The sequence below is a fragment of the Enterococcus sp. DIV1279b genome (assembly GCF_050531515.1).
In the GTDB taxonomy this organism is placed as follows: Bacteria; Bacillota; Bacilli; order Lactobacillales; family Enterococcaceae; genus Enterococcus_D; species Enterococcus_D casseliflavus.
On the sequence record NZ_CP172891.1, the window covers coordinates 380,664 to 404,994 of the forward strand.

Here is a 24,331-nt window from a genome sequence, read left to right on the forward strand (position 1 = left end):
ATGGAACAGCAGAAATTAACCGAACTACTTTCAGAAATGACCTTAGATGAAAAAATCGATCAGTTGCTGCAACTGGCAGCGGCTTTTTATTCAGATAAAGCAGAAGAGAAAACAGGTCCGATGGGCGACTTAGGACTGACACAAGAAAACATCAACAATGCGGGAACAACGCTAGGTGTTTCTGGTGCAAAAGAAGCGATCCGCGTCCAAAAAGAGTATATCGCCAATAACCGCTTGAATATCCCGACGATATTGATGGCGGACATCATTCACGGCTTTCGGACGATTTTCCCGATTCCATTAGGATTAGGTAGTTCATGGGATTTGGCAGCAGCGGAGAAAATGGCGGAAGTATCTGCCAAAGAAGCAGCTGTTTCTGGCTTGCATGTGACCTTTTCACCGATGGTGGACTTAGTAAGAGACCCACGCTGGGGCCGTGTCATGGAATCGACGGGGGAAGATCCTTACTTGAACAGTCGCTTCGCTGAAGCCTTCGTCAAAGGCTATCAAGGGGATGATCTGCGAACGGATTTCAACCGCGTGGCTGCTTGCGTCAAACATTTTGCGGCTTACGGTGCGGCTATCGGTGGTCGCGATTACAACACGGTCAATATGTCAGAACGCCAACTGCGAGAAAGTTATTTGCCAGGCTATAAAGCAGCCCTTGATGCTGGTGCCAAGCTGGTGATGACCTCCTTTAATACGGTAGACGGCATTCCAGCAACGGCCAATCGCTGGCTTTTCCGCGATGTTTTGCGAGAAGAATTCGGGTTTGAAGGCGTTGTGATCTCTGACTGGGCAGCAATCAAAGAAGTGATCGCTCATGGCGCAGCGGAGGATGAAAAACATGCCGCTGAACTAGCCATCAAAGCTGGGGTCGATATCGAGATGATGACGACTTGCTACACCGATAACTTGAAAGAGTTGATCGCAGAAGGCACCGTTGAGGAAGCCTTAGTCGATGAAGCGGTGCTAAGAATCTTGACCTTAAAAAATGAGCTGGGGCTATTTGAAAATCCATACCGCGGCGCTGATGAAGCCGCTGAAGCAGCCACTGTTTTGTCTCAAGAACACCGAGAGATCGCCAGCGATATCGCAAAGAAATCAATGGTGTTGTTGAAAAATGAAGGTGTCCTGCCGTTGCAGAAAACCGAAAAAGTCGCAATCGTAGGCCCAGGTGCTCACTCCCGTGATCTATTAGGGGCTTGGTCTTGGCAAGGGAAACAAGAAGAAGTAGTGACTTTAGTGGAGGGTGCCCAAGCCTTGGGTGCGGATCTGTTGATCGGTCAAGAGCCCTTTGATTATTTTGCACCGTCTGAAGCGGCGATCCAAGAAGCGATCGAATTAGTGAAGGCAGCCGATAAAGTGGTCCTAGCACTAGGAGAGCAGGAATGGATGAGCGGTGAAGCTGCCAGCCGCAGCGACATTCGTTTGCCGCAAGCCCAATTATCCTTGGTTGAAACCTTAAAAGAATACAACGAGCAATTGATCGTAACACTTTATAACGGTCGTCCTCTTGATTTGCAAGGTGTGGATGCAGCCAAAGCGATCGTCGAGGCTTGGTTCCCTGGAACCGAAGGCGGAAACGCACTTGCTCAGATCCTGTGGGGAGAATACAATCCAAGCGGTCGCTTGAGCATGTCATTCCCAGAAACCGTTGGACAAGTTCCTGTGTATTACAACGTTGACAATACCGGTCGTCCTTATGAAAGTGCACCGGATGAAAAATATGTCTCGAAATATTTGGATGTCTCCATTTATGCCAAATATCCATTTGGGTTTGGCTTGAGTTATAGCCCAGTTGCGTATTCTGCGGTGACGTTGGATCAGCCGACTATGACCAAAGATCAAACGGTCACGGCTTCCATCACTGTTACGAACCAAGGAACAGCAGCGGTCTGGGAAACGGTCCAATGCTACATTCGCGATTTAGTCGGTGAAGTGGTTCGCCCAGTGAAAGAACTGAAAGGCTTTAAGAAAATTTGGCTAGAGGCTGGCGAATCAGCAACCGTTCAATTTGAGATCACGGAAGAACTGCTGCGCTATGTCCACAGCAACCAACAAGTAAGCAGTGATCCAGGGAAATTCCACATCATGATTGGTGGGAACAGCCGAGACACCCAACAAACAACCCTGCAATTAGTTAGGTAAGATAGGAAGGTTTCTATGACGAAAAAAATAGTGATGAATAACGCAAATACGACCGTGACGTTTTTACCAAACGGTGATTTATATGAGATCCAAAGTCACGGTGTGATGATCAATCAGTTGATCGGAAATGCGCTAGATGGTAGTTTGAATCAAATCTATCTACGTCTGCGTGAGGCGGGGGAGTTGTCCTTTATTCCCTTGATCGGTTCAAATGCTAACAGTGCCTTTGCCTACTCAGAAAAACAGCTGACTTGGACTGGGACGTACCAGTCCATCGATTACCAAGTTGATTTCCAATTGGCACAAGATTGCTGGTTCTGGCGGGTTCAATTGAGTGGTTCTGGGGAAGCGGAACTGGTTTACGGGCAAGACCTTGGCAATGCCGCCAAAGGTGCTGTTCAATCCAATGAAGCCTATGTTTCGCAATATATCGACCATCATGTTAGCCATGATAAGGATCGCATCGTGCTTTCCTCGCGCCAAAATCAACCACAAAATGGTCAATTTCCATTGGTGGAACAGGGCAGCTTCCAAGCCTTAAAAGGCTTCTCGACGGATGGCTATCAATTTTTCGGTCGCAGCTACAAAGAAAAGAATCAACCAGCTGCACTTAGCCAAGAAACGTTAGCCAATGAAGTGTATCAATACGAATTTGCCTATACGGCACTGCAAACGCAATGGTTGACGGTAAGTGAGACGCCTACGGAAATCGTTTTTTACGCAGCGGTCAAAGCCAATCAAGCGACGGCAGTCAATGAACCGCAGTTTGCGCTTGAAACGCTGAAAGAAACTTATCAAGCCTTGTCCTTTGACTCGTTGCAAGCAACGGCGCAGCCACGAAAAAACTTCGGTCGACCGCTCACAGGGCTGACATTTTCCACAGAAGAAATCAACGAGCGGTTCCCGCAGCAAGAAGCAGTGGAAATCGTTGATAAGCAGCTTTATTCCTTTTTTACCCCTGACTATCACCATGTCGTGTTGAAGGAAAAAGAAGCACAGATGGAACGCTCCCATGGGCATATTTTGATGAGCGGACAAGAGTTGATCGTCGATCACCCCATTTTGAGCACGACTGTTTACATGACGGGGATGTTTAACTCCCAAATCGTATTAGGCAATACGAACATGAATAAATTGTTGAGTAATAGCCGCAACTCATTGAATCTGTTCAAACGTTCTGGTCAGCGGATCTATCTGAAAGACGGCGATCAATGGCGGATTTTAACGATGCCATCTGCTTTTGAAATGGGCTTGAATTCGGCGACGTGGTACTACAAAACAGCGGATGATGTCATCCAAGTAACGACCTTCACGAAAGCAAACGGACGCACGATCGCAACCACCATCACCAGTGAAGCAGGACGTGCCTACACCTGGGCCATCACCAATCAATTTGTGATGGGGATCGATGAAGCCGCACCGACTGCTACTGTTACGCAAGACCAGCAATTGCTCACCATCAAAGGAACAGCGGATTCACCGATTGCGGAAACTTATCCAGAATTGACGTATTATCTCCATGCAGCTCAACCTTTTGAACTGACCGATGAAGCAATCTTCAATGTGGCCGCTGCTGATAGCACGACCGTATTGACCTTTGCAGAACAGGCGACGGTTTCCTTCGTGATCCAAGGCACACTGACTGGTGAACCCTTTGTTTCCGAAACGTTAGATCGCCAGCAAGAAGACACTGCCTATACGGCCTTTGTCGATGATTTGTTGAATCAGTTTGAATTGAAACATTCGCAGGCGGACGTTACATCCTTCAATCACTTGGCACGTTGGTACACCCACAATATGCTTGTTCATTACCTGTCTCCTCATGGTCTTGAACAGTACGGTGGTGCTGCTTGGGGGACTCGAGACGTTTCCCAAGGACCGACTGAGTATTTCTTAGCACTTAATCGTCCTGAAATGGTGGCGTCCATCATCGAGCATTTGTTTGAAAATCAATTTGCAGATGACGGCAACTGGCCACAATGGTTTATGTTTGATCGCTATGAGAAACAAAAAGCCGATGAGAGCCACGGAGATGTGATCGTCTGGCCGATGAAAGTCGTTAGTGACTATCTCAAAAAAACCAAAGATTTCGCGATTTTGGAAAAAGAACTGCCTTATACGGATCGCGCGACCTTCCTGAAAACCAAGACCAAAGCTTCATTGTTTGATCATTTGAAAAAAGAAGTGGCGTATATCGAAGCGAACTTCTTGGAAGGAACGTACCTGTCTTGTTATGGCGATGGCGATTGGGATGACACCTTGCAGCCAAATAACAGTAAGTTGAAGAAACAAATGGCCAGCAGCTGGACCGTTGCCTTGACCTATGAAGTATTGAAAAAATTAGCCAGCCAGTTGCAGGCATTTGACCCAGAGTATGCCAAACATTTAACAGAACTGTCTAAGGGCATCAAACACGACTTTGAAAAATACATGTTAGCTGATGGCACGTTGCCAGGATTTGTCTATATGGAAGATAGCGAGCACGTGGAACTGATGGTCCATCCGACTGACAAGAAAACTGGTATCCAATACCGCTTGCTGCCGATGCAACAAAGCATGATCGGTGAGCTGTTATCTCCCGAACAAGCCGATCATCATGTGGCGATCATCAAGGAGCATTTGCAATTTCCAGATGGGGTGCGCTTGATGAATCGTCCAGCGACTTATGCGGGTGGTGTCAGCACCAATTTCAAGCGTGCAGAACAAGCAGCCAACTTTGGACGAGAAATCGGTTTGCAGTACGTTCACGCCCACATCCGCTTTACCGAAGCGATGGCGAAATTAGGTCGAGAAGAAGAGACTTGGCAAGCGCTTGGGGTCATCAATCCGATCCAGATCGCTCAACGGGTCGAAAACGCGGAGATTCGTCAAGCAAATGCGTATTTCAGCAGTTCTGATGGCGATTTCAAAACAAGGGTTGAAGCCCAAGGAAATTTTGGTAAACTTAAGGAGGCAGCAGTCGGCGTCAAAGGCGGCTGGCGCATCTATTCTAGTGGACCGGGGATCTATATGAATCAGTTGATCAGCAATGTGTTAGGCATTCGTACCTTTGTTGATCACGTTGAACTTGATCCCGTCTTGCCAGCGGAGCTAGCAGGGTTGACACTGACGTATCGACTCTTTGATCGGCCGGTCGAAATCGTCTATCATTCGGCAAGTACGCCGAAAGTATTGATCAACGGGGAAGAAATGTCCACTGAGTTTGCGGAAAATCGCTACCGTCAAGGTGCGCTTGTCCTGAAGAAAGCAGCACTTTGCGCCAAATTAAACGAAAACCAAACCAATACGATCGATATTTATCGTTAAGAAAGGAGAAGCCATGGTAGGAATCAAAGATATTGCCCAAAAAGCGGGTGTCTCCATATCCACCGTTTCGTATGCATTGAATGGCAGTCCAAAAGTGACCGAGGAAACCCGCGCGCGGATTCAAGCGATCGCAAACGAATTGAACTATGTTCCGAACATGGCTGCTCGCACACTGAAACGCAGACAAACCAACATCATCGGTGTTTATCTCGCCGATTATGCCGGAAGTTTTTATGGGGAATTGCTAGATGGTATCAAGAAAGGGCTGGAACTTTTCGGCTATGAAATGATCGTCTGCAGCGGCAAGAAGTCACACTTGTTTATTCCTGAGCGGATGGTGGACGGTGCCATCATTTTGGATTGGACGTTTCCAGCAAAGGAAATCGAGCAATACGCCCAACGAGGGCATCAAATCGTCGTGTTAGACCGTGTCTTGTCTCATGAAAACATCCATCAAGTCTTGTTAGACAATAAAGGAGGGGCTGTGCTGGCGATCGATCGCTTGATCGCTGGACAAAGCCAAAAAGTCTTCCTCTTAGCAGGGCCAGAAAAAGGCTACGACAGTCGGGAGCGCTTGGAAGCCAGTACGAAAGAATTGACGCGCTTTGGTATTCCTTATGAAGTCATTCCTGGTGACTTCACGGAACCTTCTGGTTATCGAGCGGCAAAACAGCTCTTAGCAAATGATCCCCAGTTTCCCATTGATATCTTTGCCTTCAATGATGAGATGGCGATCGGGGTCTACAAATATGTCCGCGAGACCGACTATCGCATTGGAAAAGAGATCCGCATCATCGGGTTTGATAACACGGAATTAGGCGCTTTTGTGCAGCCGCGCTTAGCGACGATCTCCTATTCGAAACATCGATGGGGCATGGTGGCAGCTGAGAAAATCGTACAATCGATCCAAGGGGATCCAGTGGCGGACGAGCATATTTATACCACTTTTGTGGATGGCGGATCATTTATTTAATTGATCCATTAAAGGAAAAAGAGTTGAAAAAGCCTCAAACAGAGAACTGCTGGGCTCCCCGTCAAGTGGACAATGAAATAGAATAAAATTATTTTGACGACTGTCTACCGAAATTCGGTAGGCAGTTTTTATGTTTTTTACTTTGTTTAACCTCAACTTTGCTCGACTGGCCTCCTTCTTGGTTAAGCGGATTTATTCTATTCGCTTGTCCAAGAGGGGGAGTGATTAAGCTGCCATTAATAATTCTTGATGAACTTGGCTCGGTGTTTTGCTCTTCAAACATCGTTGATAGCGACCATTGTTGTAATAGTTCATGTATTTCTCGATCATTTCAACGAGACTTTCTCTACTGATAAACTTTCGCCGATAATATTTTTCTCGCTTAAGCATTCCCCAGAAGCCTTCCATTGGACCATTATCGGTACAACGGGCGACACGAGACATACTCTGCTTCATTTTCGCTTTCTTTAGCTTTGTGCAAAAAACTTTACTTGTATATTGAAATCCGCGATCGCTATGAAATAGCGGATGAGCGGTTGGTTCGGCGGCGACTGCTTGATCGAAGGTATCAAAGACTAATTTATTATCATTTTTGTCGCTGATGACAAATGAAACAATGCGACGATCGGCGAGATCGAGAATAGCGCTCAAATAGATTTTCTTCACTTCGGCCCCTTCATAATACTTGAATTCACTCACATCTGTTAGCCATTTTTGATTCGGTTGATCCGCATAGAACTTTCGATTCAAATAATTTTTCGCAATATGATACGGAGTCTTGGATGCCTTAGTGATACTATTGCCTGAATGCTTGATGGTTGATTGGATTTGAAGTTTGCGACAGATTCGAAGAATACGCTTGTCATTCACTTGAAAGCCATAATCATTCACGAGATCTTCACAGATTCTGCGATATCCTTTATCGTTGTCTGCTTCATAAATATAACGAACAAGGTCTGCCAACTGTTCATTCAATACCACTTCAGGCAGTTTGGGATTTTTTAACCAACGATAATAGGCCGATCTTGTGACATGGAGCAGGGTACACATGGTGTTAATTGGATAGCTTTTTGTCTCGTGCAGCTCTTTGATCGATTGGTATTCAAACGTATGACGAACTAATTCAAATCCCGCCTCCTTTCTAACTCGCTGACTTTTTTTAACAGGTCATTTTCCATTTCAAGCAACTTGATCCGTCGTTCTTGTTGAGCCAGTTTATCGCGCATTTCTTCTTCGGGTGTTCTGGCTGGTTTACTTCCCGCTCGTTGCCCTCGACGGTCTTCTAAGCCTTTTTCTCCCATCTCGTCGTATTTCAACACCCAGTTCCGAACTTGTTGGTAAGAGACTTGGTACTGAATCGCGGTTTTCCCATAGTCTCGACCGTTGATAATACAGTCATGCACAATTTTAATTCGTTCATTCAATGTTGTTTTTCTGGATTTACTCATTCTACTTCCACCACTTTCTGATTTGAAGTTTCTATGAGTATTATATATCTTTAACCAGTCTTCTAATTGTTTTTTGTTACGAAGCCCGTATTTCTTGGCGACAGCTCTTAAGCTACCATATGTTCCAGCTAAATAATCATGGACCGCATTCAGTTTCAACTCTGTTGAGTATGATTGATTCCTTTTTGTAGGGAGTAAACCTGTGGGTCCTTCATTCTCATAAAGAGTGATCCACCTTTCTATCGTACTGAAACTTACTTGTGCTTCTTTGGCCAGGCTGTTTATGCTAGCTTCATTTTTTAAAGCTCTTTCTACAAAAGCTAGCCGTTCTTCTGAACTTAATTTCATTTTTCCTCTAGACATACAAACTCCCCCTATATAAGCCACTTTATATTTCAGTGTCCTATATAGGGGGAGCATATCAAACACTGTTTGAGGCTTTTTTTGCGTTATTTCAAAAATAACTTTACTTATTTTATCAAAATCAGTGATTTATAAAAAAATAATAATTTTTATTTTGTTATTTTATATGCAATGGAATTTTTAAATAACGTTTTTTATTCATTTTTGATTATAACATTATCATTATCTACAGTCAGAAGATAGGAAGCGTTCTTTTAACTTATTATTTTAGGTCGTTAGAAAAGAGTTTTGTGCCGCTGAATTTTGTCAAATATTCTAACTTTTTATTTATTTTTCTCATCTTAATTTAATTATGAGTGTTGATTTATCCCTCGTTTTTTGTATGATTTATGAAAGAGAAAAGCAGTTTTTTGAAAAGAATCGATGATTCATCCTGATAATTTGCGCTTTTTTTCAATCGATGAGTAACAGATAGCTCTAAGATGTGGAAGTTACAAAAATCGGAATTATGAAAAATCAATTATAATCATAATTTTGAATGGAAGAAAAAAAGAATTATAATTCTCTTTCGCCAACTCGCTAAACTAAGAGTTGTAACACAGGGCGTGCACTGCGCGATACGTTTATTTTTTTAAGATAGGAGGGATAAAGTGAAACGGTTTTTAACAACTTTACTTGTTTTTCTACTAACATCAGGTCCGTGTTTTTCATATGCAATGGTAGTGGCACAAGCCGAAAGTGTTACAAAAACAAGTGAAGAACAAAGTATGTCTTCTTCTGACCCTGTCGTTTCATCGATCGACAGTCTGGAAGAGACGAACGAAACTGAAGTGCAAGCATCTAGTGAACCTGCTTCGACAGATTCGTCTACAGGAGCCACTGACACAGCTTCATCTGAAACAGAAGCTTCATCGGAAGCTGCAGAAGAAGTACAGGTGACCTTTCTGACAGACACGGAGCATCTATTTGCTACCGGGGAAACCCGCACTCAGATCAGCAAAAACAAAGGGGAAGCACTAAAAGAAAGTGAGTTGCCAGTTTTCGAAGATGATACTGCTTTTGAAGGCTGGTCGTTAGATGGCACGGTCTATACAAGTCAAGCGTTGACCGAATTGATTCTCACGGAGAACCAAACCTTAACTGCTGTTTTTAAACCGACGGTTAAGGCAAGAGCGGCGGACATCTCGTTGGCAGAGCAATCGATCAAAGAGATCATTGCAGAAGCCGATAAAACGAAAGTGATCGCTGTACCAAGCCCAGCTGGAGATGGATCAGCATATGCGGAATACACCAATAGTGCTGAAGGCATTCGTCAAGCGTTGTTTGATATGTATCAAAACGGCAATGGCCAAGAATTTGCTTTGTATGTTGGCTCGGGTGGATCGTTATCACTGCCAACGAATCTGACTTCAAAGACGATTCCAGCCACAGTCGATAATACGAACATGACTTTTTATGCGCTGCAAGGAAAAGTCAGCCGCTTGATCATCACAGGGCATAGTGATGATCCCATCACAGATGCAACAACGTTGACCACTGGGAGTCGCACGGTTGCACTTGGCACGGACATTTACTTCGGTTCTCATGTAGTGATTCGAAACCTCAACTATAGTGGTACGAGGATGTACATGAATGGGTATAGCCTTTCATTGAACGGTGGGTCCACCGGGAACGGTCTTGCGATTTATGGGGGAAGCAACAATGGCGACCTTTCGGGAAACCCAACAATCACATTGAATGCGACAGGTTCAGGAACTTGGAATATTTATGGGGGGAATCAAAACGGTGGTACATTGACCGGGAATACAGCAATTGTCGTAAATAATACAGTAGGTAATATCAGTACGATCGCTGGAGGTGCCAATATTGGTACGATTGATGGGAATACCAGTGTCACGATCAATCGTTTAAATGGCACATTAGGCAGTTATTATGGCGGTGGTCTTGGAACAAACGCTTCCAATACAGCCAATGTGACAGGCAATGTTGAAACGACGATTCAAACCACCAATGCAAGCTTCCGTTTAAGTACTTTTGCTGGTGGCGTTCAATATGGCAACATCAATGGAACGATCCGCAGTACGATCTCGGGTGCAGGCGGTTGGTCAGGGATATCCAATCGGTTTGTAGGCGGTTCATTTTATGGCAACATCGGCTCAGACCGTTCTAAGGATGCCATCGTGACCAACCTTGATGCCAGCAGCTATTCCACTGGACGGAGTGAATTTGAAGGTGGCAATCGGAATACTGGTACCATCACAGGAAACATCGTCAACACCGTGAAAGCCGGACCGAGTGCCAGCGTCGGCGGAATTGGTGATTTTAACGGCGGTGGGGGAAACAACGTTAGTACCTTGACTCAAAGTTCAATGGGGGCTTCGAATACGACGACGTATGACAATTATACTCCGGAACAACGAGCAGCACTGGCAGAAGCAGCGGCAAGTTTTAAAGTTTATGGCGATATCACTTCTCATCTAGTCAGCGGTTCCTTTTCAAACGGTGCGATTTATTCGACGGCAGCTGGTCGAGGCGGCTATGTTGAGGGAAATACGACGATTGAAGTTGGTACGATCACTTCGGATGGTAGTCCTGGGGGAGATGGGATTGCTTACACAGGATCCAGACCGACAAATCTAGATTACTCAACGAGCAATAAAACGAGAGGCTATTCATCTGGATGGGATATCGTTGGTGGCGGCGGTTATCCAGGAACAGCTTGGGATATCTATATTAAAGGGAATACCAAAACGATCTTGAATAACACGGTTGCTCGCTGGACCTACGGTGGTTCCTTCTCAGGTGTCATTGAGGGAAATTCTTCCAATACTTTGAACTCTGGGATCGTCGATACGCTAGAAGGAACAGGCTATACTGGACGCCGTGTTTACGGAGATGGACGAACGACCGTAAATAATGGGCAAGTAGACTGGTTTTTATCTGGTGGCGGCTGGGATGACTTATTAGTGACCGGCAATGTCGCAGTAACGGTTTATGATGGGGTGATCAATGCCTCACTCGGTGCCTCTTATGGTGTCGCTTCTTCCCACACCATTAACGGAAACTCAGATAATCGAGTGTTTGGCGGAAACTTCTCAGGTACTCCGCGTACAGGGTCTAATGGTTTTTCAGGCGGTGTTACGAACAATGGACGGTTATTAGGAAATGCCAGTTTGACATTGGATTTGAGAAATTACGATGGTGAGTTTGCCCTTCCTTCTGGAACGAACATCTCAGGCGGAAATCCGTTTAACAGTACGAATATCGTTGGGACCGACAGCTCCAATACGATTACATTGAACATATACACAAAGCCGGGGTCAGATGCACTGAATGGGGCGACGATCTATGGTGATGGCGGACGGACTGCTAGCAATACGAGAAGCGGCAAAATTTATATGAATATCCAGGCGGAAGGATCAAGTATCGGGAATTTATACACTACGTATTATTCCAATATTTCTTCCAGTCAAATTTTAAGAGATGTCGAGATGCGACTTCAAGGAGCCAAAAGTATCAATGGGATCTCAGGCGGAAACGCGTCAGATAATTTTACGAACACGATCGTAGCCAACAGCAGTAATCAAGTGAAGATGAACTTTGGTGAAAATGTCGATGGGACAGCTTCTTATCAAACTGATCCAATCGCTGTGACGGGTCTGGGGATCGTCAACTTTACCGAATTGAATGTGACAAACGGTATCAAGCTGATGGCCAATGGGGGAGACATCAAAAATGGCCGTTCAGCGACTGCTGCCAATCACGCAACGACCTATCATCAGTTCGGTGACATCCATCTTTCCAAAGATGCTGGTATCGGGATTACTTCCGCAACGAATTTGATTTCAGGGGCGAAGTTAACGGTAGAAGACAAAGGGACGATCGAGTCGCCGCCGGGAACGGGACGAATCAATCTGTCAGATTTCGCCACACCAGATACGGACAAAGATCACTTAATGTGGCTGAAAACGACGACCAATGATGCAGGTTCTCGAGTCAACAGTCAAGGAACGTGGTTTGGGGCGGTTAGTGCCTATCAAGTACTGACCATAAATCCAACTGCTGCTAATGCTGCAGCGATCACGCCAATCAATTTCAGTGGGATCGAAAAAGCGACTGGGAAAACCTTCATTGGGGACAACGATGTCACCAATGCAGCCAATGGGTACGGTATTGCGATACCAGGTTCGATCATTAACTACGAAGTCGAAACACCGGGAGTCGCGAATGGGATCGGTGCCATTAGTCACGATGTAACGGCAGTCAAAGAGAACAATACGCCGCTGACCTTGCAAGCATGGGGAACTGAGCAGGCGGGGACGCAGGTGCAAAAAGGGCGTTTATTGATTCCCTACACGGTAACGGAATTGCCAACATTGACGTTCACACCAGAAACCCATACGTCCGGTTCATGGGTCTATGGGGGTCAAATCAAATCCAGCAAGCTGGATAGCACGGATCAGCAGTTGACGGAACAACCAGATTCAGAACCAGTTGATTGGACGAGTCCTGATGGGGAATATAGTTACGATATCAGCGTCCGCTACTCAAATAAGGCGGAAGTCCAAGCACGCAATGTGATCCTTACAGAGCAAGAGGCACAATCGCTGACCAAAGAACAAGCTGTGACTTATCTCGAAGCTAGTGGGCGTCCTTTCTTTAAGGATACACTGACAGATGAGGTCTTAGCTGCGATTCAAGAACCGTTAGAAACAGCGGTCTATCGCAAACAAGCGATCACTTTTTCCGTAGGGGAAAACGATCAGAATCAGGCAGAAACTACCGTGAATCTGGTGGTGGTCAAAAATGAAAGTGTCATTTCTGCTGATCGGCAATTTGCCGTCTATGCAAAAGATGTCCGTTTGACCTTACCAGAAGCAACGGCACTGACAGATGAAGCCGCTTTGGCAGACTATACCCAAGCAACCACGATTTTTGCAGATAATCGGGCAAATGTACCACCGACTGTCGATCCGCAAGCTTTTGCCGCGATCCAGCAAGCAACGGAAGCTGAGCTGTTGAAAAATGTGTCAACGGCTTACCATTATGAAGCAGGCAGTCAACGGGCAGAAAAAGTCGTCAATGTCGCAGTTGCCGGCGAGCTTATTTTAAGCAGTGTGCCAACAGACTTTGATTTTGGGCAGCAGAAAGTTGCCACAGAAACACAAGATTATTGGCCAACGATCACAGGCGAGCTAGCAGTGAAAGATACGAGAGGGTCCGAACGGAGTCCATGGCGCTTGACGGTCAAAGAGCAACAGCCATTAACGGATGGGACAGATCAATTAACCGATGTCTTCCGCTTTGTGACAAACGGTCAAGAACAGATGATAACCAGTGGGGAAATGATCATCGAGGAAACGGAATTGACAGAAAATGGCACATACGTCGTGAACCAGCACTGGGGCGAAAGTCAGAATGAAGGAATCAAGCTTACCGTTCCAGTCGAACAGCAAAAAGTCGGGGACTATCAAGGAACCTTGAGCTGGCAGCTAGTTTCGGCACCTGGCAACCCATAAAGGCAGGAAAATAAATGAAAAAAATCATGATCGGTATTATTGCTGGCTGTCTATTAATGTTTCCTCAGCTCGTTTCAGCAGCCGAAGCAGGTGCCTATGACAGCAATGGCATTACTTCCTTTTTCGGTGTCTATGAAGAACCAGTTGAGGAGCCAGAAGAGCCCGTAAAAGAACAGCCAGGGAATAAACAAGTAAATCAAAAAGGCAACAACATTCTGCCGGCAACAGGGTCGGATCACTTTAATAGCTATCAAAGCAGTGGTCTTGTCGTTTTGTTGGCAGCAGGAATCATTTTAATCAAAAGGAGAACAAAAAATGAAAAAACTTTTCTTGACGGCAGGCATTCTATTGATGAGCACTGCTCTGTTACCAACAACCGTTAATGCCGCTGAATACACCTCAAATGGAGCAATCACTTTTGAAGCGGACCCGAATCCAACCAATCCAGTTGATCCGACCGATCCAGAAAAACCAGTGGATCCCGTCGATCCAACCGATCCAGATGGACCAAACCCTGGAACAGCTGGACCATTATCGATCGATTTTGCTTCAAGTTTTCAATTTGGCAACCAACTGATCACTTCCGAAACAAAAGATTATTACGCACAGCTGCAAGAGTTCACAGCTGGCGCTGCTGGACCAAACTATGTGCAAGTAACAGATAAACGAGGAACGCAAGAAGGCTGGTCATTGAGCGTTGTGCAAAACGGACAATTCAAAACGGCTGATGACGAAGAACTAGTCGGGGCTTCATTATCGATCGCCTCAGGTGCAGCAACTTCGGTCACCGATATGCAGTATGCACCAACGGTTACGGCAAGTCATACCTTTGTACCCGATAGTGAAATCACATTGGTCAACGCACCTGTCGGAAAAGGAATGGGCACTTGGATCTACAAGTTTGGGAACGATGCAACGGAAGGGTCAACGGCAGTAAAATTAAATGTACCAGGCAGTTCCGTAAAATTAGCCAAAGAGTATCGGACGATATTGACTTGGAATTTAAAGAATGTCCCTGAAAGCAATTAAAATCACTGATTTTCAGTAAAACAGATAAAGGAGTGTCAAATAGAAATGAAAAAAACAGCATGGGTCTTTTTAAGTCTTGCCGTATTGGCAGCAGCGAGTGCAGCAACTGAGGTTTCAGCAGCTGAAGCGGCTTCTTACACCTCAAATGGGGCGGTTGATTTTATTCCAAATACCGATCCGACGAACCCAGTCAATCCAGAAAATCCAGATCCAGAAAACCCAGTCAATCCTGTGGATCCAACCGATCCAGATGGACCAAACCCTGGAACGAATGGACCATTATCGATCGATTATGCCTCTAGCTTAGATTTTGGTGTCAATAAAATCTCCAATAAAAACGAAGTCTATTATGCACGAGCACAAGGGTATTTGAATGACGATGACACAGTTTCTACATTAAAAACTGCCAATTATGTTCAAGTAACGGATAATCGCGGTAGTAATGCTGGTTGGCGGTTGTCTGTGAAGCAAAATGGTCAATTCAAAAACGAATCGACGTTGAATCAAGAATTGACTGGTTCTGTCATTACCCTAACAAGTCCTGCCGTTAAATCAAATGCGATCGGCGTTACTGCTCCAGTGGCAGAAGCGACGATCATATTGGATGCAGCAGGTGCTGAATCAGTGGTGATGACCGCAGCAAATCAAACGGGTGCTGGAACATGGGTCAACGCTTGGGGAAGCGTTGAGACGGTCACTGAAATAGATAAGGATGGCCAAGAAGTACAAGCAGATGTTACCAAAGCGGTCGCACTTTCTGTACCCGGCAGCACACCAAAAGATGCCGTTAGCTACACGACTACACTAACTTGGGTATTATCAGATACACCAGGAACGGAAGGATAAGGAGTATAGACATGAAAAAAACACTAGCATTTCTCTCAGTATTAGGGCTAAGCTTCGCTGCTCCTGCGCTGGCACAAGCAGCGGACAGCGCAGAATACAATTCAAACGGACAGATCACTTTTGAACCAAATACAGACCCAACCAATCCAATCAGTCCAACAGACCCAGATCCAGAAAATCCGATCAAACCAGTTGACCCAACGGACCCAGATGGACCAAATCCAGGAACCAACGGACCGTTATCGATTGATTTTGCTTCAAGCCTTTACTTTGGTACGCAAAAAATCACCTCAAAAACAGAGATCTACCATGCGGAAACCCAAAAATACGTAGATTCAGCAAATGTGAATCAAGAAGGACCAAATTTTGTCCAAGTGACAGACAATCGGGGAACAGAGAGCGGTTGGACATTGAATGTTCGCCAAAATGGTCAGTTCAAAACAGCAGAAGATCAAGAATTGACCGCCGCGCAAATTCGTTTGACGAAGGGAACTGTAGTAACACCTTCCTTGTCACCAAAACCATCAAATGTAAGTTCAACGATCACATTGAATCCAAATGGTGCTCAATCCTTAGTGATGAGTGCCCAAGATGGCGAAGGGGCAGGGACCTATCTAATGAGCTGGGGCGATAGTTTAGCTGCAGCTATGGATAGCATTGAGTTGGAAGTTCCAGGCTCAACGACAAAATATGCCAGCCAATACAACACCACGTTTACTTGGTTACTGACAGACACACCAACAAACCCATAAGTACCAGCTTTCTCCTTGAACCCTTTCGTGGTTTAAGGAGAATACATAGAAAGAAGGGACATCCATCATGAAAAAAATCAACCAGCTTTTGGCGCTCCTATTCGCAAGTATTTTCTTTTTTGTACCAACGATAGGAACCGCTTCTGAATTTAACTTTGCCGTCAATCCCGTAATTCCAGAAAATCAAATCGATAAAGAAAAAACGTACTTTGACTTGAAAATGGCGCCGGGTACGGTACAAACCGTTGAAGTTCAATTGCGTAATGACACCGATCAAGAGGTCGTCATCGCACCAGTGATCGCTTCAGCTACCACAAACTTAAACGGAGTCGTGGAATATGGCGAAAACGACATCGAAGCGGACGAAACCTTGCCTTATGATATGGCTGATTTGATTGAAGTGGATGAAGAGATCACGATCCCCAAACAATCCCAAATCACCTTGCCCTTAAAGATCACCATGCCTTCAGAATCCTTTGAAGGGGTTATCGCAGGCGGATTGACCTTAAAAGAGACGACAGAGGAAACCGATACTGCTGACAGTGAAGAAGAGCAAGGGTTAGCTATCAAGAATGAGTATGCCTATGTCGTTGCGATTTTACTGCGTCAAAACACAACAGAAGTTTCACCGGATCTAAAACTGCTGGATGTTGGACCAGGTCAAGTCAACGCCCGAAATACTATCAATGTCACTCTTCAAAATCCTGAAGCAGCTTACTTGAATTCATTACGCCTGATCAATGAAGTGAAGAAAAAAGGTGATAGCGACGTCTTGTATTCTTCGGATACCTCACGAATGCAAATGGCACCTAATTCCAACTTCTCGTACCCAATCTCTTTAGAAGGACAACGTTTAGAAGCAGGGACCTACGTGTTGACTTCCGTTGCCTATGGTGGAAAAAGCGATGAAGGACAATACAAAATTGAAAATGAAGAAGGCGAAGAAGAAAGCTATCTCTATAAATGGACCTTCGAAAAAGAATTTACAGTGACGGGAGAGGTCGCACGTGATCTTAATAAGAAGGATGTGACGATCGAAACAGATTACACATGGCTTTACTTCTTGATCGGCGGACTGTTGCTACTACTCGCCTTGCTGCTGCTTTTATGGTACCGACGAAAGAAAAAAAATGAAACGGATGAAGCGTGAGCACCTTGAGAAATGCTTGATCGATGGGTTGATCATCGTAGGTATTCTTTTGCTGGCACTGCCTTTTCTAAAAGAAAGCATCGTCAGTTGGCAATTACGCACCACGCAATTGACGATAGCCACCCAGCTGCCGGCAACGATCCCAGAAGAAGAAACGATCCAAATGCCAGCTCTGTCAGATGTAATGGCGCCTCAGCCGACAACGATCACTGGGTACGGCTTTGTCGCAATCGAGGCGATCGATTTCCAGCAGCCGCTGTTGGTGGGACTAACGAATCAACAGCTGCTGAGAGGCGGCGTCGTGATGTTTCCCGAACGTTCGTTGAAAAATAGCAATTTTGTCGTTTTAAGGCATCATCTTGGGAGACAAAGTTTGTTATTTGGTCAATTGCTAGAAGCACAGGTGGGGATGGAAGTATCAGTGACCTATCTCGAGGAGAGTCAACAGTATATCATCACGGATAAAAAAATCGTAGACGAGTCGGACTTGTCGGTGCTAGAGGAAGAACAGACACCAAAATTGACCTTGATCACTTGTCCTACGCCTACTCGAACAGAAGAACGGTACGTGCTGACAGCAATTCCTGTTGAGCAGGCAACTGCCGATCATCCACAAAAACCAGCGGCGACAATCAGCACGCCGAAAGCAGCAAAAGTGATGGTTGAAAAACAAGAAACGGTATGGAAACAACAATCAATGAAAAATTGGTTTCTTTTATTTGTTATTTTATTTATAATTAGTGGATGTCTGCTGGGCGCCCATAAGTTGTTGGACCGTTCAGCGTCGTAGAAACATCATCAGAAGATGCGCTGATGATAAGGAGGGTGAATAAAATGAAACGCAGATTTGGCTTTGTCATTGGTGCGTGCATGATTATCGGAATGATCGATCTTGTTACAGAACAAGTCGTTTTTGCGACCATTTATAATCCGCTGGACCCCTCAGAAGAAATCGTCCCCACGGACCCACCAGAAGAAATACCAGAAAAAGTGGAGGAACCGCCAACTGAAATGGAAGAATCCAAAGAACAACCCGCGCCTGAACCAGAAACCGTTCCGAAAAAAGAGCCGGAGCGATCCTCACTGTCAGAAAGCAGTTTTTTGGAAAAGCAAAAACATTTTGCCCAACGAGTCATGCTGGAGGATGTCTTTGCGCCGGATCGTTTGAACGTCGATCTAGCACTGCCAGGAAATAATACAGATGGTGATGGCGATGATAAGCCTTCTTATCTTGCCAGCTTGTGCTACTTATTTTCAGGAAACGTCCTTTATGGCCAAAAAAACAATGGAGGCTTGAAAACGCATGTTTGTGACATTTTTGAATAAGGCGGACAAACGAAAATTGGTGATGCTGCAATATTTGGAAAACGCAGTCGCTCTTTCGGAAACGAAGGAAACATTGATGGATCAATTGACCATGTCAGAATTTTTGATCAACAAAACCGTTCAAGAATTGAATCTTGATTTTTATGAACTCGGATTGAACGAGGAATTTGAGATCGTGACCGATGGGACGGTCATTAAACTGAATGCCTCGGGGCTGGCAACTTCCGATACACTGCTGACCTATTATTTGGATCAAGCGTTGAAATTTTCCATGTTGAAAGAATGTTTTTTTGAGCAATTGTCTTCTTTATACGAATTTGCCACCAATCACTATTTAAGCCATAATCCCGTCTATAAAGAATTTAAACAGTTCAAACTGATCTTGAAAGAATATGATATTGAAGTGACGAAAGAATTTCAGCTGGTTGGGGAGGAAAGTGAGATCAGGGAATTTATTTTTCTCTTTTTTATGAAGGAATACTATCTGAATCATTCGCCTTTTCCAAAAGAAATCCTAGAAAAAGAAAAGACCTTTGATCGTTTTAATGAAAGCACCTGGCTTAAACCAGAACATTCTGCTCGCATGCGGATTCGCAAGAAACATTATCTAGGAATCGTTTTGGCACGGATGACGAATGGTCATTACCTGCAAAACAGCGTGGAAAATGATTTAGTCTTGCCCAAACATCTCGTGATCATTGAGGAATTGAAACGCTGGCTGCAGGAGATTTTGACGATCACCGATCAAGAAGTGCTAGAGCGTGAAGCTCGAGATATTTTGCGCTTTTTGATCGTTGAGGGCTGGCTGATCGACAACAATAGCTACATCGATCAAGAACAAACCTATATCCAACAATTAAACGAGCATTTTATTCAAGCCGTCCAACAGCAGTTTTCCTTAACCGCGGGCACGTTGGCACTTCTTCATGCTGAAACGACAACGATCCATTATCAGCTCTTGTCGTTTTCCTTTAGTTCTCGCTATGAATACCAATATATGGATGTGACGTATTTTCTTGAAACCTATCCAGAATATGCTGCCTTTTGCCGTAACTATCTGGAAGAAAGCCGCAACCGGCCGATCTTATGGAACAATAAAGAGTTTTTGTTTTTCAGGTACCTGATTCTGTTGATTTCCACGATTCCGCTAAAAGAGATTTTGGTTCCCTTGTATGTCTGCGTGGACTTTTCATTTGGCGATTCCTACAATCAGATGATCCAAAAGAATATCGAAAAAATCCTCGATTTAAATGTCCAATTCCAAAGTTACCCAGATGATCATACGCATCTGATTCTTTCAAACTTACCCTTTTATGGTGCATTGGGGATCGACCATATCTTATGGCTGGCACCACCTAGACCCATCGACTGGGCCAATTTCACTGAAAAAGTCAGTGTGATTCGAAGAGAACAGTTTCAAACCAAAATGGCACAATGAGCAACCCGCCGTTTAACTATCGAAAGCAACGTCTGCCTCAAATGGAGGCAGGCGTTTTTTGTAGAAACCTGTCCTATTTAAAAAGCGCCCAGGAATCTATTGCTCTGATGAAGGTTTCGGGGAAGGTCTGTGAAAAAGGACCATTTGATAGGATTTTTTTTTGCAGGAAAATTTGGTATGATAGAAAGAGAAGAAAAAGAGGTGCCCTATGATGGATGGGAAACAAACGAAGGCTGTGATTGGCCAGACATTGATCACCCTTTGTGAGACCAAAGAAGTGAATAAAATCAGCGTACAGGAGATCGCCGAAAAGGCGCAAGTCAATCGGCAGACGTTTTACTACCATTTTCCTGATAAAAAAGCTTTGATCCAATGGATCTATCGGCAAGATGCCCTGATTTTTTTGACGACAGAAGATGTCTCCCTTGATAACTGGGAAGAAGCCGCCTTGCGCATGCTGAAAGCAATGAAACAAGCGCCGGCCTTTTACCGCAAATCACTGGCTTATGACCGCGAAATCTTAATGAACGGATTTCTACAGATCACAGAACCGCTTTTTCAGCGCTTGTTCTTGGAGGTCGATCAAGAGCAGCAATTGACGAAACAAGACATTCTATTTTATAGCCGGTTCTTTTCCTACGGCTGCGGAGGCATTTTGGAAAATTGGATTCACAACGACTTTCCAGAGACCCCCTTAGAGATTGCAACGCAATTGTTTCGTTTGGCGAAGGATGTGGAATTTTTTGGCCACCAAATCTATGAAAAAGAGGAGCAGTGAGCGATGACGAAAGTTTTATTTGTTTGTTTAGGTAATATTTGCCGTTCCCCCATGGCAGAAGCTATTTATAAAGCAGAAATAACAAAACGCAAATTGGATTGGCAGATCGATTCGGCAGCGACCAGCTCATGGGAAGTCGGACATTCTGCTCATCCCGGAACCAAAAAAAGATTGCGTCAAGCAGGCTTATCCAGCGAGGGACTCATTTCACGGCAGATCACAGAAGCAGACTTTGCCAAATTTGACTGGATCATCGGTATGGATCAAAGTAATGTTGAAACACTTCAAGCGCTGGCACCTGCCGATACCACCGCAAAGATTCGTTCGTATTTGAGTGTTGTTCCTGGCAAAGAAACCGCGGAAGTACCAGATCCTTATTATACAGGAGATTTCGAAGAGACCTATCAACTGCTACAAGAAGGAATTCCTTTTTGGCTAGAGGTTATTTCTTCTGAAAAATAAGGCGTGTTCGCTTGTATTTTACCAAAAATTTGCTAAAATAGAACCATGGAAATGCGAACGTATGTGTGGTTTTTATAAACTGCTGCAACGCGCAGAAAGGAATGTCCAATGGAAAAGAAACCATCGCCCATCAAACAATTGGGCAAACTCATTGTGATGACATCCACAACGTTGCTGGATACCTTTTTCAGTGATGATGCTGACAAGAAGAATCAGTCTGAAAAAGTCAAAGAAATCCAGCGAACGCTGCAAGAGGCAGCCGCTGCCAAGCACCTGGTCGTGCTGCAAGTAAAAACAGAGAAATTGGGTGGTTTTGAAACCGTTACCGGCTGGATCGTCGGCAAAACGGTAGCAAAAGAACAAGTTGTCTTGAAATTACAAAGCGACCGTCAGCAGCTGCGGATTATTCCCCTGCATCATGTGCTGAAAGTTAGCACCTTGAATACAAAACCTGGCTTGTAGACAAGCCTGTGCATAGCAAAAAAACCGCTGCGTCATTAGACACAGCGGTTTTTTTATTGCTGGTTAAGCGTGCTTGTTTTTGACTTCTGCGAGTCGCCAAGCGGTCATCACAGCGATCAGTTCGTAAGGGATCGGCTGTGCAAAAGGAAACTGAACCGCCCCTTTACTGGTTTTGTAGGGTTGTAGGTCTTCTGTGAAGGCCGTGATCGCAGAAGGCGTGGGATAAAAGCCAAGATGCTGTTTGGCGCAGGCAAAATGCACGATATTTTCTCCCTGATGATAGGTAGGCATTTGATAACTGATTTTTTCAACCGCTTCAGGTAAAACGGCTTTGATGGTTTGACGGACCTTTCTTAAAATCGCTTGTCGTTCTGCTGGAGCTGTTGCAATGTATTGGTCAACTGTCGTAATGGCTTTTGTCATAGGACACCTCCTGCCTTTAGTATACGGCAAACCCCGTAAGAAAAAAAGGAGCCTGTCAGTGGGTAGCTGACAGGCAAGGAGTAAAAATGAAAAGTGTTAGTTAGGGTTGTTTGTTGGGTTATGTATACTATACTGTTCAAATATGAATTTTTTGTGGAGAAAAGATTGGAAAGTGTTTAAGTTTGCTGGCTGCGAAAAGAAGCAAAAAAAGACCCGTCGGTGGGTGGCCGACGGGAAGGAGTTAAAAATGAAAAAGTGTTAGTTAGGGTTGTTTGTTGGTATACATAGAGTATACGAGATAAATATGAATATTTTGTGACAAATCTTTTCGGAAGTTCTTAAGAAACCGTAACGGTTTGATTACAGAGAAAGGTTCTTTTCATCAAAACGGTTTTTCAAGGTACGATACAAATCAATGTATTGCCGATCATCTGCCGCATAATCCCAAATATAACTCATTTTTTCTGGTTTGAGTTTTTTCATCAACTGATTGGAACTAACGATGACATCATAGTTTTCTTGCTGGTTTAGATCATAAGGTTCTGCTGCTACGAAGGTCAAGTCATGTAAGAATTGATTCAATCCTTGAACGACTAAGAAATTGTCTTCTAACGCAACCCCTACCCGTAAACGATTCGAATAACGGATTTGATCATAAAACGGTAGCAGGGCGTGGGTATACATCGTTGCCATCTGCTCTTGGTTTTCATCGTTGATATAGTCCACCGCGGATTCTTCACGATAACTCGTTAAGAATTCATCGATTTTTTGCTGCAGCTGCTCTTCAGCAGACCCGCGATTGATCGATGGCGTCAGCAAGCGATAGATATTTGGAAACGGCTGACGGAAAACGTAGTTGCCGAAAGTCACATTGATTAAATTACCCACGACCAATGGCTCATCTAACAGGCCAGGTTGTGAAGCAAAGAAGGTTGCTTTCATCTCTGCTAACAAGTCTGCGACTAATGGATAAACTGGGTTTTGTTTGCTTGAAAAGAATTGCAAGGTTTGTTGCAACGCTTCTTCTTCAGGACTCAAATAGAATGGGAAGATTTGCGCCATCAAGTAAATAAACCCTGATTCGCCTTTTAATTGTTTGTCTGTCATTGAAACTTCAGGATCAACGACTTGTGTCAAACGCTCAAAATCGAAATATGGATTATTTTTCATTAGGAAATTGTACCGCTTGTCGTATTTGGCAAAATTTCCTTTTTTGATTCGTAAAAGAATCAAGGCGGCGAAATACTTCAACTCTAATCGGCCAAGATAAGAATGAGTCATTGGGAAGTACTCCGTGAATCGATCCACCATTTTTTCTGTCTCACTCTCAGCGATCGCAAATGGCCATTCTATTCCACGAGTACCTAACCAAATGATATTGAATAGGGAGAGCCGCACAAGACGCTCATCGCCCACCAAGTTTGATTCAGTGTACGTAAAGCGAAGCTGAAATTGCTTCAAATGTTTTTTTAGATGTTCAAATTTGCGAGACACCGTTGAACGACTGACATCGTATTTTGCACAAAAATCCGTGATCGTAGGATGGTCTTCATTCAGCATGTAAAGAACATATAAGAACGGAACGCTTTTATTCAATAAATAGAAGCGGTATTCATCGATCGTTACCGCGATATTCTGAGGCTGTAATTTACCGCCACGACCGAGTATCGACATATGATCCGGAGTTAACTCAGTTAGATCTTGGTCGATCTCAGTCAACTCTATAAAAGCTTGTTGGTAGCTTAACTCCATTTCCTTTGCCAATTGTGCGATTGGGTGGCTAGGGTTTTGCAGAGTCAGCATACGCCGGAATATTTTAAATTTAATTAATGTTTGCGGGTCCATCATAAGTTCTTCATAAAACATAGGTATCCTCCTTTGTGGCTCTATTGTATCTTTTTTTTA

At 44.4% G+C, this 24,331-nt stretch carries 19 protein-coding genes; 15 read left to right on the forward strand and 4 right to left on the reverse strand.

Features of this window, described 5'->3' with window-relative positions; genetic code table 11:
• Genes IGI71_RS01825 through IGI71_RS01835 form a run of 3 tightly spaced genes read left to right on the forward strand, consistent with a single transcriptional unit; the run spans position 1 to position 6,430 of the window.
• Entirely contained in the window at positions 1-2,151 is a 2,151-nt protein-coding gene (locus IGI71_RS01825; RefSeq protein WP_010748654.1) for a glycoside hydrolase family 3 N-terminal domain-containing protein, read from the forward strand.
• A gap of 15 nt (positions 2,152-2,166) precedes the next feature.
• Positions 2,167-5,457, forward strand: a complete 3,291-nt coding sequence (locus IGI71_RS01830; protein ID WP_428210837.1) for a GH36-type glycosyl hydrolase domain-containing protein — start codon at positions 2,167-2,169, stop codon at positions 5,455-5,457.
• Between the two features lie 13 nt (positions 5,458-5,470).
• Positions 5,471-6,430 carry a LacI family DNA-binding transcriptional regulator gene (locus tag IGI71_RS01835; RefSeq protein WP_010748656.1) on the forward strand — a complete coding sequence of 320 codons (960 nt, stop codon included), beginning with the start codon at positions 5,471-5,473 and terminating at the stop codon, positions 6,428-6,430.
• Between the two features lie 225 nt (positions 6,431-6,655).
• Here IGI71_RS01835 and IGI71_RS01840 read toward each other — a convergent pair whose 3' ends face one another.
• Together IGI71_RS01840 and IGI71_RS01845 are read right to left on the reverse strand one after the other, a co-directional pair.
• Positions 6,656-7,522, reverse strand: coding sequence for an IS3 family transposase (locus tag IGI71_RS01840; RefSeq protein ID WP_306453152.1), 867 nt, complete (start codon positions 7,520-7,522; stop codon positions 6,656-6,658).
• Between the two features lie 26 nt (positions 7,523-7,548).
• A complete protein-coding gene (locus IGI71_RS01845) occupies positions 7,549-8,241 on the reverse strand; it encodes a helix-turn-helix domain-containing protein (RefSeq protein WP_010748054.1) in 693 nt (230 codons plus the stop codon).
• A 650-nt stretch (positions 8,242-8,891) separates the two neighbouring features.
• Between IGI71_RS01845 and IGI71_RS01850 the strand changes: the two genes are divergently transcribed.
• From IGI71_RS01850 to IGI71_RS01905, 12 genes are all read left to right on the forward strand, one after another.
• Entirely contained in the window at positions 8,892-13,760 is a 4,869-nt protein-coding gene (locus IGI71_RS01850; protein WP_430616158.1) for a hypothetical protein, read from the forward strand.
• A gap of 14 nt (positions 13,761-13,774) precedes the next feature.
• Positions 13,775-14,143, forward strand: a complete 369-nt coding sequence (locus IGI71_RS01855) for an LPXTG cell wall anchor domain-containing protein (RefSeq protein WP_010748658.1) — start codon at positions 13,775-13,777, stop codon at positions 14,141-14,143.
• Entirely contained in the window at positions 14,076-14,789 is a 714-nt protein-coding gene (locus IGI71_RS01860) for a WxL domain-containing protein (RefSeq protein WP_428210835.1), read from the forward strand. The genes IGI71_RS01855 and IGI71_RS01860 overlap by 68 nt, the downstream gene beginning before the upstream one ends.
• A 45-nt stretch (positions 14,790-14,834) precedes the next feature.
• On the forward strand, positions 14,835-15,635 hold the full coding sequence (locus IGI71_RS01865; protein ID WP_010748660.1) for a WxL domain-containing protein: 801 nt from the start codon (positions 14,835-14,837) through the stop codon (positions 15,633-15,635).
• 11 nt (positions 15,636-15,646) lie between these two features.
• A complete protein-coding gene (locus tag IGI71_RS01870; RefSeq protein ID WP_010748661.1) occupies positions 15,647-16,387 on the forward strand; it encodes a WxL domain-containing protein in 741 nt (246 codons plus the stop codon).
• 67 nt (positions 16,388-16,454) lie between these two features.
• On the forward strand, positions 16,455-17,537 hold the full coding sequence (locus IGI71_RS01875; RefSeq protein WP_015508842.1) for a DUF916 and DUF3324 domain-containing protein: 1,083 nt from the start codon (positions 16,455-16,457) through the stop codon (positions 17,535-17,537).
• The gene (locus tag IGI71_RS01880) at positions 17,527-18,327 is read left to right on the forward strand and encodes a class A sortase (protein WP_430616345.1); all 801 of its coding nucleotides are present in this window, start codon (positions 17,527-17,529) and stop codon (positions 18,325-18,327) included. The genes IGI71_RS01875 and IGI71_RS01880 overlap by 11 nt, the downstream gene beginning before the upstream one ends.
• A 44-nt stretch (positions 18,328-18,371) precedes the next feature.
• A complete protein-coding gene (locus IGI71_RS01885; RefSeq protein WP_015508844.1) occupies positions 18,372-18,863 on the forward strand; it encodes a hypothetical protein in 492 nt (163 codons plus the stop codon).
• Positions 18,841-20,301 (forward strand): helix-turn-helix domain-containing protein, encoded by a 1,461-nt coding sequence (locus IGI71_RS01890; RefSeq protein ID WP_428210834.1) that lies wholly within the window; start codon positions 18,841-18,843, stop codon positions 20,299-20,301. The genes IGI71_RS01885 and IGI71_RS01890 overlap by 23 nt, the downstream gene beginning before the upstream one ends.
• A gap of 208 nt (positions 20,302-20,509) precedes the next feature.
• Positions 20,510-21,079: a TetR/AcrR family transcriptional regulator gene (locus IGI71_RS01895; protein ID WP_005227190.1), complete on the forward strand. Its 570-nt coding sequence runs from the start codon at positions 20,510-20,512 to the stop codon at positions 21,077-21,079.
• 3 nt (positions 21,080-21,082) lie between these two features.
• Positions 21,083-21,541: a low molecular weight protein-tyrosine-phosphatase gene (locus IGI71_RS01900; protein WP_010748668.1), complete on the forward strand. Its 459-nt coding sequence runs from the start codon at positions 21,083-21,085 to the stop codon at positions 21,539-21,541.
• Between the two features lie 108 nt (positions 21,542-21,649).
• A complete protein-coding gene (locus tag IGI71_RS01905) occupies positions 21,650-22,003 on the forward strand; it encodes a hypothetical protein (RefSeq protein ID WP_005227192.1) in 354 nt (117 codons plus the stop codon).
• Between the two features lie 63 nt (positions 22,004-22,066).
• Here IGI71_RS01905 and IGI71_RS01910 read toward each other — a convergent pair whose 3' ends face one another.
• Both IGI71_RS01910 and IGI71_RS01915 read right to left on the reverse strand, forming a co-directional pair.
• The gene (locus IGI71_RS01910) at positions 22,067-22,426 is read right to left on the reverse strand and encodes an iron chaperone (protein ID WP_010748669.1); all 360 of its coding nucleotides are present in this window, start codon (positions 22,424-22,426) and stop codon (positions 22,067-22,069) included.
• A 360-nt stretch (positions 22,427-22,786) separates the two neighbouring features.
• Positions 22,787-24,292 carry a helix-turn-helix domain-containing protein gene (locus IGI71_RS01915; RefSeq protein WP_005227194.1) on the reverse strand — a complete coding sequence of 502 codons (1,506 nt, stop codon included), beginning with the start codon at positions 24,290-24,292 and terminating at the stop codon, positions 22,787-22,789.
• Positions 24,293-24,331: the final 39 nt, after the last annotated feature.